The organism is Devosia sp. Root436, from assembly GCF_001426345.1.
Lineage (GTDB): Bacteria > Pseudomonadota > Alphaproteobacteria > Rhizobiales > Devosiaceae > Devosia.
In genome coordinates this window covers 1-19,905 of record NZ_LMEM01000004.1, presented here as the reverse complement: position 1 = coordinate 19,905, position 19,905 = coordinate 1, and the positions used below count along the sequence as shown (strand labels likewise).

The window sequence follows — 19,905 nt, the reverse complement described above, 5'->3', positions numbered from 1 at the left end:
CATCGCCCTGGCTCGCACTCCAACATTTCTGATTGCATCAGAAGGCAGGAAAGGTCTGGCCTTGGCGAAGATTATTACCACAGCAACCGGCGACTATGCGCTGACCTTCGACGATGTGCTGCTGCAGCCGGCGCGCTCCGATGTCCTGCCCACCGAAACTGACATTTCCACCTATGTCACCAAGGACATAGCGCTCAATCTTCCCATCCTGAGTTCGGCCATGGATACCGTCACCGAGAGCGGCATGGCCATCGCCATGGCCCAGGCGGGCGGGCTGGGCGTCATCCACAAGAACCTCACCGCCGCCGAGCAGGCCGAGCAGGTTCGTCAGGTCAAGAGCTTCGAGTCGGGCATGGTGGTGAACCCCATCACCATCGGCCCCGACGCCACCCTGGCCGATGCGCTGGCGCTGATGCAGGCCAATCGCATCTCCGGCATCCCGGTCGTGGAAAACGGCGGCACCGGCGGCCGCTCCATCGGCAAGCTGGTCGGCATCCTCACCAACCGCGACGTGCGCTTCGCCTCCCATCCGGCCCAGCCCATCCGCGAACTGATGACCCGCGACAACCTGGTCACCGTGCGCGATGGTGTCTCCAAGGACGAAGCCAAGATCCTGCTGCACAAGCACCGCATCGAAAAGCTGCTGGTGATCGACGCCGATGGCCGCTGCACCGGTCTCATCACCGTCAAGGATATCGAAAAGGCCCAGCTCAATCCCAACGCCGTCAAGGATGCCCAGGGGCGCCTGCGCGTCGCTGCCGCCTCCACCGTGGGCGATCAGGGCTTCGAGCGCTCGCTGGCCCTGATCGATGCCGGGGTGGACCTGCTGGTCATCGACACCGCCCACGGCCATTCCGTGCGCGTTGCCGAAGCCGTCGAGCGCGTCAAGCGCGAGAGCAATTCCACCCGCATCGTCGCCGGCAATGTCGCCACCGCCGAAGCCACTCGCGCCCTCATCGATGCCGGCGCCGACTCGGTCAAGGTCGGCATCGGCCCCGGCTCCATCTGCACCACGCGCATCGTTGCCGGCGTTGGCGTGCCCCAGCTCGCCGCCGTCATGGCCTGCGCGGAGGAGGGGGCCAGGCACGGCGTCCCCGTCATCGCCGATGGCGGCATCAAGTTCTCCGGCGACATGGCCAAGGCCCTGGCCGGCGGCGCCTCCTGCGTCATGGTCGGTTCGCTCCTGGCCGGCACCGACGAAAGCCCCGGCGAGGTCTATCTCTACCAGGGCCGCTCCTACAAATCCTATCGTGGCATGGGCTCGGTCGGCGCCATGGGCTCCGGCTCCGCAGACCGCTATTTCCAGCAGGATGTGCGCGACCAGATGAAGCTGGTCCCCGAGGGCATCGAGGGCCAGGTTCCCTACAAGGGCGCTGCCGGCGCCGTGCTGCACCAGCTCGCCGGGGGGCTGCGCGCCTCCATGGGCTATACCGGCGCCCACAATCTCAAGGATTTCCGCGACAATTCCGTCTTCGTGAAAATTTCCGGCGCCGCCCTCAGCGAAAGCCACGTCCACGACGTGACCATCACGAGGGAAGCGCCGAACTACCGCAGCGGGCGGTAGGCCGACCCTTCCCAACCACCGTGTCACCCCGGCGCAGGCCGGGGTCCATCTCGAGATGGCACCACAGCCGCAAGGTGGCTCGAACAACCACGGCGCCAGATCATGCATCTCAGGATGGATCCCGGCCTTCGCCGGGATGACATCGAGATGGCTGGATGGCAGTAGCAGAACAGAAAACTCCGCGGATTGCCCCGTGGGTTACCCCATCTTCCGCTTGCGCTTGTCGTTATACGGGTTCTCGCTGCCCCCGCGTACCCAGAGACGGATCGGCGTACCCTTGATGTCGAACGCTTCCCGCAGCCCGTTGATGAGGTAGCGCTGATAGGCCATCGGCAACACCTCCGGCCGCGACGCGAAGAGAATGAAGCTCGGCGGCCGCGTCTTGGCCTGCGTCATGTAGCGCAGCTTGAGCCGGCGCCCGGAAACGGCCGGCGGCGGATGCCCATCGACCATGCCGGCCAGCCAGCGATTGAGCCGCGCCGTCGACACATGCGAATTCCAGCTTCGCTCGATGGTGAAAATGGCGTCCATGAGCTTGTCGATATTCTTGCCCGTCAGGCCCGATAGCGTCACCAGCGGCACGCCGCGCAACTGCGGCAGCAGCCGGTCGCACTCCTCGCGCAGCATCTTGAGCGTCTCGTTCTTGTCCTCGATCAGGTCCCACTTGTTGACCGCGATGACCAGCGCACGCCCCTCGCGCTCGACGAGGTCCGCCAGCGCCAGGTCCTGCTTTTCGAACGGAATGGTCGCGTCCAGCATCAGCACGACGACTTCGGCATACTGGATCGAGCGCAGGCTGTCGCCCACCGCCAGCTTTTCCAGCTTCTCGGTGACGCGCGCGCGGCGGCGGATGCCGGCGGTATCGACCAGGTTGATCACCCGGCCTTCCCATTCCCACGGCACCAGGATCGAGTCGCGGGTAATGCCCGCTTCCGGCCCCACCAGCACACGCTCCTCGCCCACCATGCGGTTGATCAGCGTCGACTTGCCGGCATTGGGCCGACCGACGATAGCCACGTTGAGGTAGCGCTTGGGATTCCAGCGCAAAGTCGCCTCGTCGCCCTCGCCCTCCAGCATGTCCTCGGTGATGTCGATATCGGTCTCGGGCATCTCGTCGAGATCGCCGACCTCGATCGCCGCGCTCTCGGCATTCTTGCGGTCGATCGTCGCCGACACGATGGAATAGAGTTCCGACAGCCCCAGTCCGTGCTCGGCCGAAAGCGCGATGGCCTCGCCAAAACCCAGCTTGAAGGCTTCCACCAGCCCGGCCTCGGCCGCGCCGCTCTCGGCCTTGTTGCCGACCAGATGCACGTCCTTGCCGGCCTTGCGCAGCACCTGCGCGAAGCGCTGGTCCAGGGGCACCACGCCGGCGCGGGCGTCGATCATGAACAGAATGACATCGGCTTCCTTGATCGCCAGCTCGGTCTGCTGGCGCATCCGGTCTTCCAGGCTCCCGTCGGTCACGTCCTCGTAGCCGGCGGTGTCGAGAATGCGGAACGTCAGGTCGGCGATGCGGCCTTCCGCCTCGCGGCGGTCACGAGTCACGCCCGGCGTGTCATCGACCAGCGCGATCTTCCGCCCGACCAGACGGTTGAACAGCGTGGATTTGCCGACATTCGGACGACCGACAATGGCAACGGTGACGGTCATATATGCGTGTTCCGATCCGGCGTAAGGCTTGGGCGACCGCTACTGCGCGGCCGGCTCGGCCTCGGTGGTGGCAGCAGGCACATCGGCTGCGGGCGCTTCGTCGCTGACAATCTCGTCGATGGCGGTGGCGGCGGCATCGGCCGTCGCCGGCTGTTCCGCAATGGCACCCTGCGACAACAACTGGGCCAGGTAATAGCCCATGCGGTTGCGCACATTGCTCTGTGCCATCGGGTCGTTGACCACGGCCTCGAAGCTCGCCTGCGCGGCCGCAAAATCGCCGGCCTTGTACTGTGCCAGCCCGAGCGCTTCACGCGCGGCATTGCGCAACGGGCTGCCTTCGGCGGCAATGCTGCCGACGCGCGATTCCACATCGGCCACCGTGCCGGTATCCACCATCAGCGTGGCGCCCAGCACCAGTGCCAGTTCGCGCAGGCGGGGGTTGGACTGGGTATTGGCCAGCTCGTCATAGGCGGCCACGGCTTCCGCAATATCGCCCTGCCGGGCCAGTACGCCGGCCTTGCGGAACTGCGCCAGCACCGGATAGCTGCCGCTGCCATTGACCGACAGCGCCGTGAGCTGGTTCTGCGCCGAGGCCAGGTCGCCGCCATCGATCGCATCGAACGCGGCATAGAGCTCGTCCGATGATTGCGCGGCATTGTTGGCGTGATACCAGGTCCAGCCTTCGTTGACGGCGACGATAGCCACCACCCCGACAGCCGCGCCGATCACATAGGGGGCGAAACGCCGCCACAGGGCGCGCATGCGATCGCTGCGCAGCTCCTCATCGACTTCGCGGAAAATATTGTCCTGGGACATGGCCTGCCTAAGGTCATCACTTCAATTGCGCGCACGTTTAGCATGCTGCCCGGGGAAAGCAAATGCGCGCGGAAACCGGCCGGACGCCTATCCCAGCGCCCACTCCGCCAGATAGTCCGGCTTTCGGATGCCCGGCACGGTATGCACCAGCCAGAAGCTCCGTACCGCCCAGCGATAGGGGCGCCGCAAGCGCCGCTCCGTCACCCGCTCGGGCCCGTACCAGATCGTCAGATGCGGCGCGATCGCGCGTGGCCCTGTGCGCAGGCCGCGGCGCTGCATCTGTGTCCTGATATCGCCATAGAGCCCCAGCAGGTCCCGCGCCCCATTCGAGCAGCTCAATACCGTCGGATATTGCGCCCGCCCACCGGTCCTGGGGCGCTGCCCGGCAAAGGTGGTCACCGTATCGAAGGCCATGTCGAAGCCCGGTCGCCGGATCGCCTCGCCCACCTCCAGCGCCTCGCCCAGCAGGTCGTCGCCGATTTCCCGCCCGCGCTGTACGATATGCAGTGACACATGCTGCCGCTCCGCCCGCACCACATTGCGCACCCCCAGCCGCCGCCCCAGCGCCGTCGCGCCGCGCTCGATCTCCTGCGCCAGGGCAGGGGGTGGCAGCAGCGTAAAGTAATACCGGTGCTCCAGCGCCTTGGCCTCAACCGGCATCCCTCCAAAAAGCTCGAACTGCATCTCCATGGCACGGCTCTATGTTCGCTGTTTGTTCTCTTATAAGACAGCAAAAGACGGCGGTCAATTGCCACCGCGTTAGCCTGTGGATGAAGTGGCTAAGCCGTCATTCCCACTCGATCGTGCCCGGCGGCTTGCTGGTCACGTCATAGACCACGCGATTGATGCCGCGCACTTCGTTGATGATGCGCGTCGCCGTCTTGCCGAGGAAGTTCATGTCGAACTGGTAGAAGTCGGCCGTCATGCCGTCCACCGAGGTCACGGCCCGCAGCGCGCAGACGAATTCATAGGTCCGCCCGTCGCCCATCACGCCCACGGTCTGCACCGGCAGCAGCACGGCAAAGGCCTGCCAGATCTTGTCATACTGGCCCGACTTGCGGATTTCATCGAGATAGATGGCGTCGGCCTGCCGCAGGATATCCAGCTTCTCCGGCGTGATCCCGCCGGGGCAACGGATGGCGAGGCCTGGGCCGGGGAAGGGGTGACGGCCGATGAAGTTTTCGGGGAGGCCCAGCTCACGCCCCAACGCGCGCACTTCGTCCTTGAACAGCTCGCGCAGCGGCTCCACCAGTTCCATGTTCATGCGCTCGGGCAGCCCGCCCACATTGTGGTGGCTCTTGATCGTCACCGACGGCCCGCCGGTAAACGACACGGATTCGATCACGTCGGGATAAAGCGTGCCCTGCGCCAGGAATTGCGCCCCGCCCAGCTTCCTGGCCTCTTCCTCGAAGGTCTCGATGAACAGCCGCCCGATGATTTTGCGCTTGGTCTCGGGATCGGACTGTCCGTCCAGTTCCCGCAAAAACACCTTGGACGCATCCACATGCACCAGCGGAATATTGTACTGGTCGCGGAACATGGTCACGACCTGCTCGCTCTCGTTGAGCCGCATAAGCCCGTGATCGACATAGATGCAGGTCAACTGGTCGCCGATCGCCTCATGGATCAGCACGGCGGCCACCGAGGAATCGACGCCGCCCGACAGCCCGCAGATCACTCGGCCAGACCCGACCTGCGCGCGGATCTTCTCGATCATCTTGCTGCGATAGGCGGCCATGTTCCAGTCGGACTCGAGGCCGACGATCTTGTGCACGAAATTGGCCAGCAGCTTGCCGCCATCGGGGGTGTGAACCACCTCGGGGTGGAACATGGTGGTGTAGCGTTTGCGCGCTTCGTCGGTCGCGATGGCAAAGGGCGCATTGGGCGAGGTGCCGACGACCTTGAAGCCGTCAGGCAATTCGGTGACGCGGTCGCCGTGGCTCATCCACACCGGATAGCGCCCCCCGACCTCCCAGATGCCCTCGTAGAGCGCGCTGGGTTCGAGGATTTCCACATCGGCGCGGCCGAATTCGCGGTGATGCCCGCCTTCCACCGTGCCGCCCAGTTGCAGGCACAATGTCTGCTGGCCATAGCAGATCGCCAGGATCGGCAGGCCGGAATCGATGATCTCTTGCGGCGCCCGCGGGCTGCCCGCTTCGGTGACCGAGGCTGGCCCGCCGGAGACGATCACCCCCCTGGGCCGCATCTCGGCAAAGGCGGCTGCCGATTTGTTGAACGGGTGGACTTCGCAATAGACGCCGGTCTCGCGAATACGGCGCGCGATCAGCTGTGTGACTTGCGAACCGAAGTCGACGATGAGGATCGATTGCGGGCGGTCGGACGTGTCTGTGCTGTGCATGGCGAGCCATTATCGCCACGCGGAAGATTCCGCAAGCATCTCCCGCGCAGGCGAGGCCTGCGGCTAATTCAATATGGCGATGGAAAGGTTGAGCAGGCTCGCAAAGCCCACCCACGCCAGATAGGGCACGAACAACCAGGCCGCGGTTGGGTCGAGCTTGCGCCCCGCAACGATGAACGCCACGATCAGCGCCAATATGGCCATGATGACAGCGAAAGCCGGCCACAGCATCTGCCCGATGAACCAGATCGGCGACCAGGCCCAGTTGAGCGCCATCTGCGCGAACCAGATTTTCATGGCGCCGCTGCCGGCATCGATCATCCAGATGCGCCAGCCGGCCACCGCGATCATCACATAGAGCGCGAACCACACCGGCCCGAAAATCCAGTTGGGCGGATTGAACCATGGCTTGGCCAGCCCCTCGTACCAGGCGCCCGGTACCGATTGCGTGCCGATCAGCGCCCCCACGCCAATCACTACGACAAGGAATATGCCCAGCGTCAGCCAGGGGCGGGGTGTCTTGTAGTCGGCAAGGGAGGGTACGGTCATGGCTTTGGCTCAACGGGCTATTGTTCAATCAACGCGCGAGCCCGCTCGCGGTTCACTCCGTCCGCCGCAAAGCGCTGAAATAAAACCCGTCCGTGCCGGTCAGACGCGGCGTCAGCGCAATCCCGCCCTTGCCGGTCGCCAGGCTGGCGGGCGGGGCGGTGCCAAAAGCAGCTGCCCACACGTCCTCCGGCGCCAGCGGGGCAAAGCCGGGATTAGCCGCAAGAAAGCCAGCTATTTGGTCGTCGTTTTCTTCCGGCAGGATCGAGCAGGTGATGTAGACCAGCGTGCCGCCGGGCCGGAGGTAACGCCGACCCTCGGCCAGGATCGCGGCCTGTTCGCTGATGCGCTGGCTCAGCAACTCGGGCGTCAGCTTCCACTTGGTGTCCGGCCGCCGCCGCCAGGTGCCGGTGCCGGTGCAAGGCGCGTCGATCACCACGCGGTCCATTTTCCCCACCAGATCGTCCAGCGCTCCCGGCTGCGGCGCCCGCACCTGCACATTGCGCGCGCCATTGCGCTTGAGCCGGTCATAGATCGGCGCTAGCCGGCTGCGGTCGCTGTCATAGGCAAAGATCTGCCCCTTGTTCATCATCGCCGCCGCCAGTGCCAGCGTCTTGCCGCCGGCCCCGGCGCAGAGGTCGAGCACCTGCTCGCCTGGCTGCGCCCCCGCCAGCGCTGCCACGATCTGGCTGCCCTGGTCCTGCACCTCGAACCAGCCCTTCAGATACCCCTCGTCGGTGGTGACATTGGGCGTCCGCGCGTCGCGCGGCCCGGCCTTCATGGTCACGCCGAGCGGGGCAATTGTGGTTTCCTCGGGCGTGAACCGCGCCAGCGACTTCATCACCCGCTCCCGGCTCGATTTGAGGCTGTTGACCCGCAAATCCAGCGATGGCCGGCCGGCCATGTCCTGTCCCTCGGCAATCCAGTTGTCGCCAAAGCCGCGCTGCAGCGACGGCGTCAGCCATTCGGGCACATCCGCCAGCACCCAGCCCGGCGTGTCATCGTTGAGCTCACCCACCGCCCGCGCCATCTCGTCCGCGCTCAGCACCTCCGGCGCGTGGCTGTCGTCGGCAAAACTCCCGCTCAGCGCCGCCGGGTCCTCGCCCCAATCGCGCACCGCCACCGCCAGTACCAGCGCCCGTGGACTGTCGCTGCCCATCAGCGCCGCATGCGAAGCCCGCCGCCGCAGCGCGTCATAGACCAGGTTGCCGATGGCGGCGCGGTCGCCGGCCCCCGCAAAGCGGTTATTGAGTCCCCACGCCTTCAGCGCCTCCGACACCGGACGCTTTCGCGTTTCGACATCGGTGAGCACGGCAATGGCGGCAGACAGGCGGCCGGGAAGGCGCATTCAGTTACTCGGGGCTAGAACAACAAGTCGCAGCACGAGCCATAGCCACAGAAGCCCCAGCACCACAAGGCCCGCCGTATAGGCGCCGAACCGGCGATAGACCCGATTGCTGCTCACATGGATCGCCGCATGGACATACCGCAGCGCCACGAACAGCCACGCCAGCACCAGTTCCACCCACCCAGCGCCGCCGCTCCATAGCGAGAGCAGCCCCGCCACGTAGAACAGCACGGGCAGTTGAAACTGGTTGTCGAAATTGTTCGACAGCAGCCGCGCCCGCAAAGGATAGGCGTCGCCGGCCGTGGCGATGTCCCTCACCGCAATCTCGCCCCGCGCCACGCGCGGCACCCGCTCAAAGCCCAGCCACATCAGGATGCCCAGCGTAAGCAGCACCTGCGCGGCTATGGCCAGGATCAGCAATTTCTCGGTCAGGGGCATCTTGCAAACTCCGCCAGCAGGTACGGCTATCTAGCGCGATTGGTTGCGTATGCGGTCAAATCATCGAGCCCGTGCCGCGACAAATTTTCCATGCCCATGGTGCAACCGAATGCTTTGCCCCTATATTGTCCGGGCACAAGCGACCCGATGCTGAGAGCGGGGCCGCATTCCCATGAAAAGACCTTGTTCGCAGAAATATTGATCGTCGTCGTCCTGACCATCATCAACGGCCTGTTGGCGATGTCGGAACTGGCAGTCGTTTCCGCCCGCCCCGCCCGCCTCCGCGCTATGGCCGACCAGGGCAACCAGGGCGCCGCCACCGCCATCCAGCTTGCCGATGATCCCGGCAAGTTCCTGTCCTCGGTGCAGATCGGCATCACTCTTGTCGGCATCCTGTCCGGCGCCTTTTCCGGCGCAACGCTCGGCCTGCGTCTCACTGTCTGGCTCGAATCGGTTGGCGTTGCCGACAATGTCGCCGACGTGCTGGGCGTTGGCGTCGTCGTTGTGCTCATCACCTATATCTCGCTTATCATAGGCGAACTGGTGCCCAAGCAGATCGCCCTGCGCGATGCCGAAGGCGTTGCCGCGCGCGTCGCCCCCTCCATGAAACTGCTGGCCGCCATCGGCTCGCCCGTGGTCTGGATTCTTGACGTTTCCGGTCAACTCGTGCTGCGGCTGCTGGGGCAGCACGGTGAATCTGAGGAAAAGGTCACCGAGGAAGAGGTCAAGACCATCATTGCCGAGGCCACGACGGCCGGCGTCATCGAGAGCGACGAGCACTCGATGATCTCGGGCGTGATGCGCCTGGCCGATCGGTCGGCCCGCGGCCTCATGACCCCGCGCCTCGATGTCGATGTGGTCGATCTCTCCGACGATGGCGGCGAAATCCGCCGCACCATCCTCGATACCCACCGCTCCCGCCTGCTCGTGCAGGATGGCGATGCCGATTCCATCATCGGCGTGGTGGCGATCAAGGACATTATCGGGGTCTTCGCCAACGGCCAGCCGCTCGAGATCCGCAAATTCGTGCAGCCGGTGCCAGTGGTGATGGATCATGCCGATGCGCTGGACGTGGTCCGCGCCATCAGAAATTCCACCGTCCACATGGCCCTGGTGGTCGATGAATATGGCCATTTCGAAGGCATCGTCACTTCCGGTGACATCCTCGAAGTTATCACCGGCGTCTTCCAGGAAGAAACCGGCGACGATCCGGCTCTGGTCCGGCGCGACGACGGGTCATATCTCGTCGCCGGCTGGATGCCCGTCGACGAGTTCGGTGACAAGCTCAAGCTGTCCATCCCGCGCGACGCCAAATACGAGACGGTAGCCGGCTACGTCCTCTCCATCATCAACCGCCTGCCCGGCGTTGGCGAAACCTTCGAGCACAATGGCTGGAAATTCGAGATCATGGACCTCGACGGCCGCCGCATCGACAAGGTGCTGATGACGCGGCTGGATTGACGCCCAAGAGTGGAGCTACCCCTCTCCCCTTGAGGGAGAGGGTGGTTTTCCGCGTCCAGCGGAAAACCGGGTGAGGGGTTCTCTCCACGAGTCCAGTGCTTACGGAAGAGACCCCTCATCCGCCCTTCGGGCACCTTCTCCCTCAAGGGGAGAAGGGAAGAAAGAGCCCTAAAGCTCCATCCCGAACCACACCGCCCCTTGCGTCCGCAGCGGCGTAAACCCGCTGCGCGTCCAGAAGGCGATGCCGCCGGCATTGCTGGGGCTGGCCCCCAGGTGAATTCCGCTCACTCCGGCCGCCCGCGCCTGGTCCACCCACAGCTGCAGCAGCCCGGTGCCCACGCGCTGCCCGCGCAGCCGCGGCAGCAGGTTCATGTGAATATGCGCCGGATATTGCGCCACGATATCGGCCGGATTGTCCCCCGGCCGGTTCATGGCCGCCACGCGCTCCCGGTCAGCCGGCGTCAGCTCTGTGGCCTGCGCATAGTGCCGGCGCAAGGCCGGCCACCATTCCCGCTCCAGCCGTGCGCCGAATGCAGAGGTGTCGTAGGTGCCGACTACATAGCCGGCCACGCCCTCGGCGTCCTCGGCCACGAACACATTGGCTGGCTCCAGCACCCCATAAGGCGCCGCATAGATATGGCCCACCGCCTTGCGGTCATTATGCAGCGGCGCGGCATCCGCGCCCGCATCGCCGGTGGCGAGGCAAATCTGGTAGAGCGCATCGAGATCGTCGGCGCGATAGGCCCGCAGCGCGACCATCAGATATCCTCGAAGGCGCCGGTCTCGACGTTGAACAGCCTGCCGCTTTCCTTGACGGCGGGGCTGATCAGGTCGATCAGCCTGGGCGCGATTTCGGATGGCTTGGGCAGCGTATCCGGGTTCTCGCCCGGCATCGCCTTGGCGCGCATCGCCGTGCGCACCGCGCCGGGATAGAACACGTTGACCTTGACCTTGGTCTGCGCCACTTCGCCGGCATAGGATTTTGCCATCGCGTCCACCGCCGCCTTGCTGGCGGCATAAAGCCCCCAGAACGGCCGCGCCGAGCGGGCCGACGAGGACGAAACGAACACCGCCCGGCCGGCCGTCGACTGGCGCAGCAGCAGGTCGGTGGCGCGCAGCAGGCGATAATTGGCGGTCACGTTGACCGCCATCACCTTCTCGAAATCTTCCGGCTTCACATGGGGGAGGGGGCTGAGCACGCCCAACTGCCCGGCATTGGCGACGAGCCCGTCGAGAGCCCCCCAGCGCTCGAAGATCGCCGCGCCCAGCCTGTCGATGGCGTCGCCGTCGCGCAGGTCGAGCGGCACCAGCGTCGCCGCCGAGCCGAGATCCTGGATTTCGTCGTCGAGTTCCTCGAGCCCGCCCACTGTGCGTGCCACGGCCACCACATGGGCGCCGCGCCTTGCCGCCTCGATCGCGGCGGCATAACCGATGCCCCGCGAGGCGCCGGTAACGAGGACGACCTTGCCTGCAAGATCCTGATTTCCAGCCATTAACCGGCCTCTTTGAGCAGGGAGATTTGTTTCGGCTCGTTCTTGGAGCGGCCGTTGAGATCGGTCAACTGCGTCGGATAGTCGCCCGTGAAATAGTGGTCGGTGAATTGCGGCGCGCCATTGTTGCGCTTCTCGCCGCCCACCGCCTCATACAACCCGTCGATGCTGAGGAATTCCAGCGAGTCGGCGCCGATGAACTTGCACATCGATTCCAGGCTCTTGTGCTGGTTGGCCAGCAGCTTTTCCGGGTCCGGCGTGTCGATGCCGTAATAGTCCGAAAAATAGATCATCGGGCTGGCGACGCGGATATGCACCTCGGTCGCCCCGGCATCGCGCATCATCTGCACGATCTTGACCGAGGTCGTGCCGCGCACGATGGAATCGTCGATCAGAACCACGCGCTTGCCCGCGATTTCGGCCCGGTTGGCCGAATGTTTGAGCTTGACGCCGAAGGCGCGGATCGACTGCGTCGGCTCGATGAAGGTGCGCCCCACATAGTGGTTTCGGATAATGCCCAGCTCGAACGGAATGCCGCTCTGCTGCGCATAGCCGATGGCCGCCGGCGTGCCGCCATCGGGCACCGGAACCACCACATCGGCATCGACAGGCGCCTCCTTGGCCAGGTTCATGCCCATGCGCTTGCGCGCCGCATACACGCTGCGCCCGGACACCACGGAATCGGGGCGGGCGAAATAGACATATTCGAACAGGCACGGCCGTTCCGGCGTCGGTCGCGCCGGTTTGCGCGCCTCGATGCTGATGGAGCCATCGGGCTGGATTTCGCAGATCACGACCTCGCCATTCTCGACGTCGCGGATATATTTGGCGCCGATCATGTCGAGCGCGCAGGTTTCCGAGCAGAAGATCGGCTTGCCGTCGAGTTCTCCCATGACCAGCGGGCGGATGCCGATGGGGTCGCGCGCCGCGATCAGCTTGGTGCGGGTCATTGCCAGCATGGCATAGCCCCCCTCCATCTGGCGGATCGCATCGATGAAGCGGTCGGTCGAGGATGAATGGCGCGAGCGCGCCACCAGGTGCAGCACCACCTCGGTATCCGATGTCGATTGGCAGATGGCGCCGGTGGCGATGATCTGCCGCCGCAGCGTCAACCCGTTGGTGAAATTGCCATTGTGAGCAATGGCGATGCCGCCATCCTCCAGCTCCGCAAACAGCGGCTGCACATTGCGCAGCGCCACTTCGCCTGTCGTCGAATAGCGCGTATGGCCCATGGCCATCGATCCGGGTAACTTCGCCAGCAAGGCCGGGTCGGTATAGTGGTCGCCCACCAGGCCCATGCGCTTTTCGGTGAAGAACTGCTTGCCGTCGAAACTGACGATGCCGGCCGCTTCCTGCCCGCGATGCTGCAAGGCATGCAGGCCCAGCGCCGTCAGCGTCGAGGCGTCGCTATGCCCCAAAATGCCAAACACGCCGCACTCTTCATGCAGCGTGTCGCCTTCAAGATCGTCGAAAGACTCGCTCGGATGGTTCACCGGGCTCTCCATGCCAATGCTGCCTCAACCGCAGGCTAGAGCGTTTTCGGCAAAAGTGGACCACTTTTGCGGTTCGAAAACGCGTCTCACAAATGCGCGCCGCCAATGGCGACGGGGCCAGGGGATGAGTGGTTGCCCACCCCATAGCCCATTTTGCTTGTCCCGACCAATGCCCCGAAAGCCGGTCAGGGTTGTGGCAAGCGCGCCGCGCTCACCAGATTATGATCAGGTCTGCGTCGCGGGCACGGCAGCCGGCGGTTCCACCGTGCCGTCTTCGGTCGCGTCCGTGCCTTCGTCGAGCGGAATGGCGGGCGACTCGGAATCCTCGGTCAGCCCCGTGCCACCCTGCAGCATGTCGGTCACCTGCTGCTCCAGGTCCTCCGGCAGCAGCGAGATCAGTGTCTGGCCCATGCTCTGCAGATGCGGCAGCGATTGCGAATCCGCCGCCCAGCTCGGCAGCTTGTCGGCCATCAGCCAGGTGCCGAAAATGGTAATGACGATGGCGATCAGCACGCCGCGCAGCACGCCGAACACGAAGCCCAGCGTCCGGTCGATCGGCCCGATGCGGCTGTCGACCACGAAATCGGCGATACGCATGGTAAGCAGGTGCAGCACGATCAGCGCCACGATGAAGGTCACGACCACAGTGGCGATATTGGCCACGAGTTCCTCGGCGATGTACTGCTGGGCAATCTCGGGGTGGTAGAGGTACATGTACATGGCAATGGCGGCCGAACCGGCCCAGGTCGCCAGCGACAGCACTTCGCGGGTCAAGCCGCGTGCCGTAGCCAGGATCGCCGAAATCAGCACCAAAACACCAACACCAACGTCGAACGCTGTCAGCATATGTCTTTCACCTGGCTCCAGTTGCCGCCCCGGCTTGTTGGGCTTCGTTTAGCCGCTTTGTGCCGCGCTGCCAAGGGCAAGCGGACCGGGTCCGGAGGCAATCTCCAGGAAACTGCCAACCGCCACGCTGGCGCCACTGCCTTGTTGTACAATATGCGCCACCCGATAAACTGCCGGCTCAGGAAGGGAAGGCGTCATGAACAGCAAGAACAACCAGCGCGTCTATGCCATGAGCGTGGCCAGCGTCTATCGCCTCTACCTCGAAAAGGCCGAAAAGAAGGGCCGCACCAAGGACGAGGTCGACGAAATCATCCGCTGGCTCACCGGCCACAGCCAGGCATCGCTGGAGCGTGAACTGGCCAACGAGACCACATTCGAGACCTTTTTCACCCAGGCCAGGCTCAATCCGGCGCGCGCGCTCATTACCGGCTCGGTCTGCGGCGTCAAGCTGGCGGAGATCGACGAGCCCCTGATGAAGGAAATCCGCTACCTCGACAAACTGGTGGACGAACTCGCCAAGGGCCGGCCCATGGCCAAGATATTGCGGCAGCCGGTCGAGGCATAGAGCGCGGGCCGGGAGCGTTTCACCTTGGTCTTCCATCACTGATGTCATTCCGGCGAACGCCGGGATCCATCCTGAGATATTCCAACATGCGGTGAGGGCGAAACGATCTCAGGATGGATCCCGGCCTGCGCCGGGATGACATCGTGGAAAGTACCTGCTGAAATTACCATTCCTCCCGCTCCGGCTCCCGCGGCTTGCCCGCCGCCGCGATCCGCCCCACCAGTTCCGACAAAGCCGAAAACTCGGACACCGCCAGCCCGGAGGCCCGGTCAGCCGTGCCCAGCCGCCCGGTCGAGACCGATTTGAACCCCAGCTTCTGCGCCTCGCGCAGCCGCAGCGAGCCATGCGCCACCGGCCTGATACCGCCCGCCAGCGAAATTTCCCCGAAATAGACCGCATCGGTCGGCAGGGGAGAACTGGTGAGCGAGGAAATCAGCGCCGCCGCCACCGCCAGGTCCGCCGCCGGTTCGTTGATTTTCAGTCCCCCCGCGACGTTGAGATAGATATCATTGGCCCCGATCCGCACCCCGCAGCGCGTCTCCAGCACCGCCAGCACCATCGAGAGCCGCGAAGAGTCCCAGCCCACCACGGCCCGCCTTGGTGTGCCGAGCGGGGAGGGGGCCACCAGCGCCTGGATTTCGATTAGCAGCGGCCTTGTGCCCTCCATGCCGGCAAACACCGCCGAACCGGCCGCGCCCTCGTCGCGCTGGTCGAGGAATAGAGCCGAGGGATTGGCCACCTGCTCCAGCCCCAATTCGGTCATGGCGAACACGCCGATCTCGTCGGTCGCGCCATAGCGGTTCTTCACCCCGCGCAAAATCCGGAACGTATGGCTGGCATCGCCTTCGAAATAGAGCACCGCATCGACCATATGCTCGACCACGCGGGGGCCCGCGATCTGCCCGTCCTTGGTCACGTGCCCCACCAGCACCACCGCCGCGCCGCTCTTCTTGGCGAAGCGCGTCAGCGCCTGCGCCGAGGTGCGCACCTGCGTCACCGTGCCCGGCGCGCTGTCCACCCGGTCGGTCCACAGCGTCTGGATGGAGTCGATGATCACCAGGTCCGGGGCAGGGCCGTTTTCCAGCGTCGCGAGAATGATCTCCACATTGGTCTCGGCCGCCAGCATCACATTGGCCTCGCCCAGCCCGAGCCGCTGTGCCCGCAGGCGCACCTGGGCCACTGCCTCCTCGCCCGACACATAGACGACCCGCTTGCCGCGGTTGGCCAGGGCCGCCGCCGATTGCAGCAGCAAGGTCGATTTTCCGATCCCCGGATCGCCACCCACCAGCAGCGCCGAGCCCTTGACGAACCCACCCCCGGTCACCCGGTCCAGCTCCCCGAGCCCGGTCACCACCCGCGCCGCGCTCTCCGTTTCACCCGATAGCGGCACCAGGTTGGTTGGCCGCCCATTGGCCTTGGCCGATTTCGGCCCCGCGCCCACCCCGCTATCGGTGATTTCCTCGACGATGGTGTTCCACTCGCCACAGGCATCGCACCGCCCCTGCCAGCGCGTGGTTACGGCCCCGCAGGCCTGGCAGACAAAGGAAGATCGGGATTTGGCCAAGACGGGTCTCTATGTATGCAACTGTGCAAAGCCTAGCCGGTCCGTCCCTGTGGAGCAAGAACAAAAAGTGAACTTAGTCAAATCTGGAACCTGAGACTGTTCTTCCCTCGCCCCTTGAGGGAGAGGGCGGTAATTTCCTCGTCCAGAGGAAATTACCGGGAGAGGGGTTCTGCGCTCTCCCATGCTTCAATGCTTGTGGGAGCAACCCTCATCCGCCCTGCGGGCAGCTTCTCCCTCAAGGGGAGAAGGGAAGTGCTCACCCCGCTACCCCCGCCCCGCCGCCCGCTCGGCCAGCGCCTTCACCGTGTTCCAGTTGCGCGCCGTCACCGTGCCCGAACGCTTCTCGATCAGCCCGGGCAGCCGCGGGCTCAGCGAAGCCCGCCCGGCATAATCCACGAATAGATGCGTGCCCTCGACATGCACGCGCTCCGGCCCGTCATAGCCCGCCAGCCACGAAAAGTCCGGCTTCGCCCCGGCAAAGAAATACACCGCAAGCTCGCTGGCGCGTTCCGCCGCCGCGTCCGGGAACGGGTTGGCCTTGACCAGCTTGCGCAACGCCCCGGCCTTGCGCACCACTGCCACATTGCCCTTTCCCAGCCCGAGATCGCGCACCACCGCATTCATCTCCGCCGTGACCTCGGCAATTCCCTTGCCGCTGCCCACGATCATGTTGCCGGTCGCCACATAGGTCTGCGGATCGTCATAGCCGGCCGCCGCCACCGCCTCGCGCCACTGCGCCATCGACATGATCTTGTGCGTGATCGGCCCGATGGCCCGCAGCAGGATGACGAACGTGCTCATCCCGGTGGCAGGTTGCCGTCGCCCACATAGTTGCGGCTGTAGCGCCCCTTGAGCGAGGTCAGGATTTCATAGCCGATCGTGCCGCCGGCATCGGCCAGCTCGTCCACCCCGATGATGTCGCCGAGGATTTCCGCGGCCTCGCCTGGGTTCGGAATATCAGGCCCCAGTTCGGTGATATCCACCGTCACCTGGTCCATCGAAACCCGCCCGATCACTGGGCACACCTTGCCGCGGATCACCACCTTGCCGCCTGGCCGCGTATTGCTGCCCGAAAGCGACCGCAGGAAACCATCGGCATAGCCGTGGCTGAGAATGGCCAGCCGGCTGTCGCGTGCCAGCGAGTGGTTGGCGCCGTAGCCGACGGTTTCGCCGGTGCGCGCTTCCTTCACCTGCACGATCGGGACATGCAGCGTCACCACCGGTGCCATCGGATTCTTGCGACCGTTGACGGCGCGCCCGCCATAGAGCGCGATACCCGGCCGCACCATCTGGAAATGATAGTCCCGCCCCGTCATCAGCCCGGCCGAATTGGCCAGCGAGGCCGGAATCCCCGGAAACTGCGTCATCACAGAACCGAATAGCGCCAGCTGGGTACGGTTCTTTTCGTGGCTCGGCTGGTCGGCACAGGCCAGGTGGCTCATCACCATCTGCGGCGCATAGCCCAGCCCCTGGATGCGCTCGCGCACCTGGGCCGCCTCGTTGAGCCGGAAACCCAGCCGGTTCATCCCGGTGTCGAAGTGGAAGGCGCTTGGATAGGCCTCGTTGCGCTCCGTGCACTTGGCCAGCCATTCCTCCAGCATCGCCATCGAGGATATGATCGGCATCAGGTTCTGCCGCACATAGAGGTTGGCCGCGCCCGGATAGAGCCCGTTGAGAATGAAGATATGGGCATCGGGCACCGCCGCGCGCACCGCCATGCCCTCGTCCGGCGTCGCCGCAAAGAAGAACCGCGCCCCCGCCGCATGCAGCGCCTTGCTGGCCATGGTGATGCCGGTGCCATAGGCATCGGCTTTCACCACCGCGCCTGTCAGCGCGCCGGCGCTCACCTTGTCCAGTGCCCGCCAGTTCCGGGCCAGAGCCCCGAGATCGATACTGAGTTGCCCCCCAAGGCCAGACGTCAGCGCCATGCCTATTCCATGCGCTCGGGCAGGTAGTCGGCGCGTGCCAGGTTGCCGAAGCGCGTGAACTGCGCCTCGAAGCTGAGCTGCACCGTGCCGGTGGGGCCGTGGCGCTGCTTGGCGATGATCACTTCGGCCTTGCCGTGCACCTTTTCCATTTCCCCCTGCCAGCTCATATGCTCTGGCGTGCCCTCTTTGGGCTCCTTGTTCTTGAGATAATACTCTTCGCGATAAACGAAAAGCACTACGTCGGCGTCCTGCTCGATAGACCCCGATTCGCGCAGATCCGCCAGTTGCGGATGCTTGTCGTCGCGCGACTCCACCTGGCGCGAGAGCTGGCTGAGCGCCACGATCGGCACTTCCAGTTCTTTGGCCAGCGCCTTGAGCGTAGTGGTGATCTCGGTCAGTTCCTGCACGCGGTTCTGGCTCGATGCCTTGCTCGAGCCGCTCAGCAGTTGCAGGTAGTCGATAACCAGGAAATCCAGCCCCTTCTGCCGCTTCAGCCGCCGCGCCCGCGCCGCAAGCTGTGCCACACTGATGCCGCCGGTATCATCGATATAGAGTGGCAGCTTGCTCATCATGTTGGACACGTCCACGAGCTTGGAAAACTGGCTGTCATGGATACGCCCGCGCCTGATATCCGACGACGAGATTTCCGCCTGCTCGGCCAGGATACGCGTCGCCAGCTGTTCCGAACTCATTTCGAGGCTGAAGAAGCCGACAATGCCGCCATTGGTGGTTTTCTGGTGCCCGTCCGGTGCGATTTCGCCCTTCCAGGATTTGGCGACGTTGAAGGCGATATTGGTGGCCAGCGACGTCTTGCCCATGGCCGGGCGTCCCGCGAGGATGATCAGGTCGCTTCCCTGTAGTCCGCCCATCTGACGGTCGAGATCATCAAGCCCGGTGGCGATGCCCGACAGGCCCCCGTCGCGCTGATAGGCCTCGCCCGCCATCTGGATCGAGGCGCTGAGGGCATTGGAAAAATTCTGGAAGCCACCGTCATAGCGGCCCTTTTCGGCCAGCTGGAACAGCTCGCCTTCGACCTTTTCGATCTGCTTGTTCGGCGTCATTTCGACGTCGCTGCCGTCATAGGCAACGGCCACCATCTCCTCGCCGACAAGGATCAGGTTGCGGCGGATTGCGGTGTCGTAGATCGCCTGCCCATAGTCGGCGGCATTGAGCACCGTGGTCGCCTCGGCGGCCAGCTTGGCGAGATACTGCGCCATGGTCACGTCGGGCAGCAACTGCTCGGGCAGGTGGGTCTTGATCGTGGTCGGGTCCGCCGACTTGCCGGCGCGGATGATCTTGCCCGCCACTTCATAGATATCGCGATGCACCGGCTCGTAGAAATGCGGCGGCTCAAGGAAGTCCGACACCCGGTAGAAGGCGTCGTTGTTCAGCAGGATCGCGCCCAGCAGCGCTTGTTCCGCCTCCACATTGTGGGGCGCCAGACGGAACGATTTGTCTTCGGCCGGATGCAGCCGCGCGATCTCTGCCATGATGCCTCCGGGGAAAAGTTAACCTTTCTTAACCACGCGATGCGGGCAAGAGTCTTGGCCTATCGACCCGCTGGTTAATGTCTTGTGACCGCCCCTGTGAACTCTGTGGACAACGGGGAATGTGACGACTTCACCTTGCATGCGAACAGGGCAGCAGAATGGCATGAGTCGGGCGCCACGCCCTCGTGGTTCGAGGGTCGCTGCGCTCCCGCCTCACCATGAGGGCTACTGTTAGCTCAATGTTCCAGTAGCCCTTGTATTAGCGCTTTGTGGTTAGCTCGTGCCATCCTTTTGGATGCCGCGATCTGGATGGCGACCCAGATCGCGGCTGCGGTGTCGGATCGATT

At 64.6% G+C, this 19,905-nt stretch carries 18 protein-coding genes; 3 read left to right on the top strand and 15 right to left on the bottom strand.

The annotated features are described in order from the left end of the window. Positions 1-61: 61 nt before the first annotated feature. Entirely contained in the window at positions 62-1,564 is a 1,503-nt protein-coding gene (guaB, locus tag ASD04_RS04900) for an IMP dehydrogenase (RefSeq protein ID WP_056253417.1), read from the top strand. A 198-nt stretch (positions 1,565-1,762) separates the two neighbouring features. Here guaB and der read toward each other — a convergent pair whose 3' ends face one another. The 7 genes from der to ASD04_RS04865 form a co-directional block, all read right to left on the bottom strand. Further along, the gene (gene der / locus ASD04_RS04895) at positions 1,763-3,214 is read right to left on the bottom strand and encodes a ribosome biogenesis GTPase Der (RefSeq protein WP_056253414.1); all 1,452 of its coding nucleotides are present in this window, start codon (positions 3,212-3,214) and stop codon (positions 1,763-1,765) included. 39 nt (positions 3,215-3,253) lie between these two features. Next, complete coding sequence (locus ASD04_RS04890; protein WP_056253411.1) at positions 3,254-4,030, bottom strand: tetratricopeptide repeat protein; 777 nt, start codon at positions 4,028-4,030, stop codon at positions 3,254-3,256. 87 nt (positions 4,031-4,117) lie between these two features. Continuing rightward, positions 4,118-4,720: a hypothetical protein gene (locus ASD04_RS04885; RefSeq protein WP_156461123.1), complete on the bottom strand. Its 603-nt coding sequence runs from the start codon at positions 4,718-4,720 to the stop codon at positions 4,118-4,120. Between the two features lie 97 nt (positions 4,721-4,817). Next, entirely contained in the window at positions 4,818-6,389 is a 1,572-nt protein-coding gene (gene guaA, locus ASD04_RS04880; protein WP_056253406.1) for a glutamine-hydrolyzing GMP synthase, read from the bottom strand. Positions 6,390-6,452: 63 nt separating this feature from the next. After that, the gene (locus ASD04_RS04875) at positions 6,453-6,938 is read right to left on the bottom strand and encodes a TspO/MBR family protein (RefSeq protein ID WP_056253404.1); all 486 of its coding nucleotides are present in this window, start codon (positions 6,936-6,938) and stop codon (positions 6,453-6,455) included. Positions 6,939-6,990: 52 nt separating this feature from the next. Next, a complete protein-coding gene (locus ASD04_RS04870; protein WP_056253401.1) occupies positions 6,991-8,283 on the bottom strand; it encodes an RsmB/NOP family class I SAM-dependent RNA methyltransferase in 1,293 nt (430 codons plus the stop codon). Further along, complete coding sequence (locus tag ASD04_RS04865) at positions 8,284-8,721, bottom strand: MAPEG family protein (protein WP_056253398.1); 438 nt, start codon at positions 8,719-8,721, stop codon at positions 8,284-8,286. Between the two features lie 198 nt (positions 8,722-8,919). Here ASD04_RS04865 and ASD04_RS04860 point away from each other — a divergent pair, with 198 nt between their 5' ends. Further along, the gene (locus tag ASD04_RS04860) at positions 8,920-10,182 is read left to right on the top strand and encodes a hemolysin family protein (RefSeq protein WP_056253442.1); all 1,263 of its coding nucleotides are present in this window, start codon (positions 8,920-8,922) and stop codon (positions 10,180-10,182) included. Between the two features lie 168 nt (positions 10,183-10,350). Here ASD04_RS04860 and ASD04_RS04855 read toward each other — a convergent pair whose 3' ends face one another. The 4 genes from ASD04_RS04855 to ASD04_RS04840 form a co-directional block, all read right to left on the bottom strand. Next, positions 10,351-10,941, bottom strand: coding sequence for a GNAT family N-acetyltransferase (locus ASD04_RS04855; RefSeq protein ID WP_056253396.1), 591 nt, complete (start codon positions 10,939-10,941; stop codon positions 10,351-10,353). Further along, positions 10,941-11,675, bottom strand: coding sequence for an SDR family NAD(P)-dependent oxidoreductase (locus ASD04_RS04850; RefSeq protein WP_056253393.1), 735 nt, complete (start codon positions 11,673-11,675; stop codon positions 10,941-10,943). Before ASD04_RS04850 ends, ASD04_RS04855 begins: the two co-directional genes overlap by 1 nt. Next, entirely contained in the window at positions 11,675-13,177 is a 1,503-nt protein-coding gene (gene purF / locus ASD04_RS04845; protein ID WP_056253390.1) for an amidophosphoribosyltransferase, read from the bottom strand. Before purF ends, ASD04_RS04850 begins: the two co-directional genes overlap by 1 nt. Positions 13,178-13,390: 213 nt before the next feature. After that, positions 13,391-14,011 (bottom strand): CvpA family protein, encoded by a 621-nt coding sequence (locus ASD04_RS04840; RefSeq protein ID WP_056253388.1) that lies wholly within the window; start codon positions 14,009-14,011, stop codon positions 13,391-13,393. 196 nt (positions 14,012-14,207) lie between these two features. On the opposite strand from ASD04_RS04840, the gene ASD04_RS04835 reads away from it, so the two are divergent. Further along, positions 14,208-14,576, top strand: a complete 369-nt coding sequence (locus ASD04_RS04835) for a DUF2200 domain-containing protein (RefSeq protein WP_056253385.1) — start codon at positions 14,208-14,210, stop codon at positions 14,574-14,576. 163 nt (positions 14,577-14,739) lie between these two features. Here the strand turns inward: ASD04_RS04835 and radA are convergent, their stop codons facing one another. The 4 genes from radA to ASD04_RS04815 form a co-directional block, all read right to left on the bottom strand. After that, a complete protein-coding gene (gene radA, locus ASD04_RS04830) occupies positions 14,740-16,140 on the bottom strand; it encodes a DNA repair protein RadA (RefSeq protein WP_056253383.1) in 1,401 nt (466 codons plus the stop codon). Positions 16,141-16,404: 264 nt separating this feature from the next. Next, entirely contained in the window at positions 16,405-16,941 is a 537-nt protein-coding gene (locus ASD04_RS04825; RefSeq protein ID WP_056253380.1) for a DUF1697 domain-containing protein, read from the bottom strand. Further along, positions 16,938-18,068 (bottom strand): alanine racemase, encoded by a 1,131-nt coding sequence (alr, locus tag ASD04_RS04820; protein WP_056253378.1) that lies wholly within the window; start codon positions 18,066-18,068, stop codon positions 16,938-16,940. Before alr ends, ASD04_RS04825 begins: the two co-directional genes overlap by 4 nt. A 2-nt stretch (positions 18,069-18,070) precedes the next feature. Continuing rightward, on the bottom strand, positions 18,071-19,558 hold the full coding sequence (locus tag ASD04_RS04815; RefSeq protein WP_056253375.1) for a replicative DNA helicase: 1,488 nt from the start codon (positions 19,556-19,558) through the stop codon (positions 18,071-18,073). Positions 19,559-19,905: the final 347 nt, after the last annotated feature.

Excerpts from the sequence above, each read along its gene's own strand:
- der (WP_056253414.1), bottom strand. The coding sequence starts at position 3,214 with ATGACCGTCACCGTTGCCATTGTCGGTCGTCCGAATGTCGGCAAATCC.
- ASD04_RS04890 (WP_056253411.1), bottom strand. The coding sequence starts at position 4,030 with ATGTCCCAGGACAATATTTTCCGCGAAGTCGATGAGGAGCTGCGCAGC.
- ASD04_RS04885 (WP_156461123.1), bottom strand. The coding sequence starts at position 4,720 with ATGGAGATGCAGTTCGAGCTTTTTGGAGGGATGCCGGTTGAGGCCAAG.
- guaA (WP_056253406.1), bottom strand. The coding sequence starts at position 6,389 with ATGCACAGCACAGACACGTCCGACCGCCCGCAATCGATCCTCATCGTC.
- ASD04_RS04875 (WP_056253404.1), bottom strand. The coding sequence starts at position 6,938 with ATGACCGTACCCTCCCTTGCCGACTACAAGACACCCCGCCCCTGGCTG.
- ASD04_RS04870 (WP_056253401.1), bottom strand. The coding sequence starts at position 8,283 with ATGCGCCTTCCCGGCCGCCTGTCTGCCGCCATTGCCGTGCTCACCGAT.
- ASD04_RS04865 (WP_056253398.1), bottom strand. The coding sequence starts at position 8,721 with ATGCCCCTGACCGAGAAATTGCTGATCCTGGCCATAGCCGCGCAGGTG.
- ASD04_RS04855 (WP_056253396.1), bottom strand. The coding sequence starts at position 10,941 with ATGGTCGCGCTGCGGGCCTATCGCGCCGACGATCTCGATGCGCTCTAC.
- ASD04_RS04850 (WP_056253393.1), bottom strand. The coding sequence starts at position 11,675 with ATGGCTGGAAATCAGGATCTTGCAGGCAAGGTCGTCCTCGTTACCGGC.
- purF (WP_056253390.1), bottom strand. The coding sequence starts at position 13,177 with ATGGAGAGCCCGGTGAACCATCCGAGCGAGTCTTTCGACGATCTTGAA.
- ASD04_RS04840 (WP_056253388.1), bottom strand. The coding sequence starts at position 14,011 with ATGCTGACAGCGTTCGACGTTGGTGTTGGTGTTTTGGTGCTGATTTCG.
- ASD04_RS04835 (WP_056253385.1), top strand. The coding sequence starts at position 14,208 with ATGAACAGCAAGAACAACCAGCGCGTCTATGCCATGAGCGTGGCCAGC.
- ASD04_RS04825 (WP_056253380.1), bottom strand. The coding sequence starts at position 16,941 with ATGAGCACGTTCGTCATCCTGCTGCGGGCCATCGGGCCGATCACGCAC.
- alr (WP_056253378.1), bottom strand. The coding sequence starts at position 18,068 with ATGGCGCTGACGTCTGGCCTTGGGGGGCAACTCAGTATCGATCTCGGG.
- ASD04_RS04815 (WP_056253375.1), bottom strand. The coding sequence starts at position 19,558 with ATGGCAGAGATCGCGCGGCTGCATCCGGCCGAAGACAAATCGTTCCGT.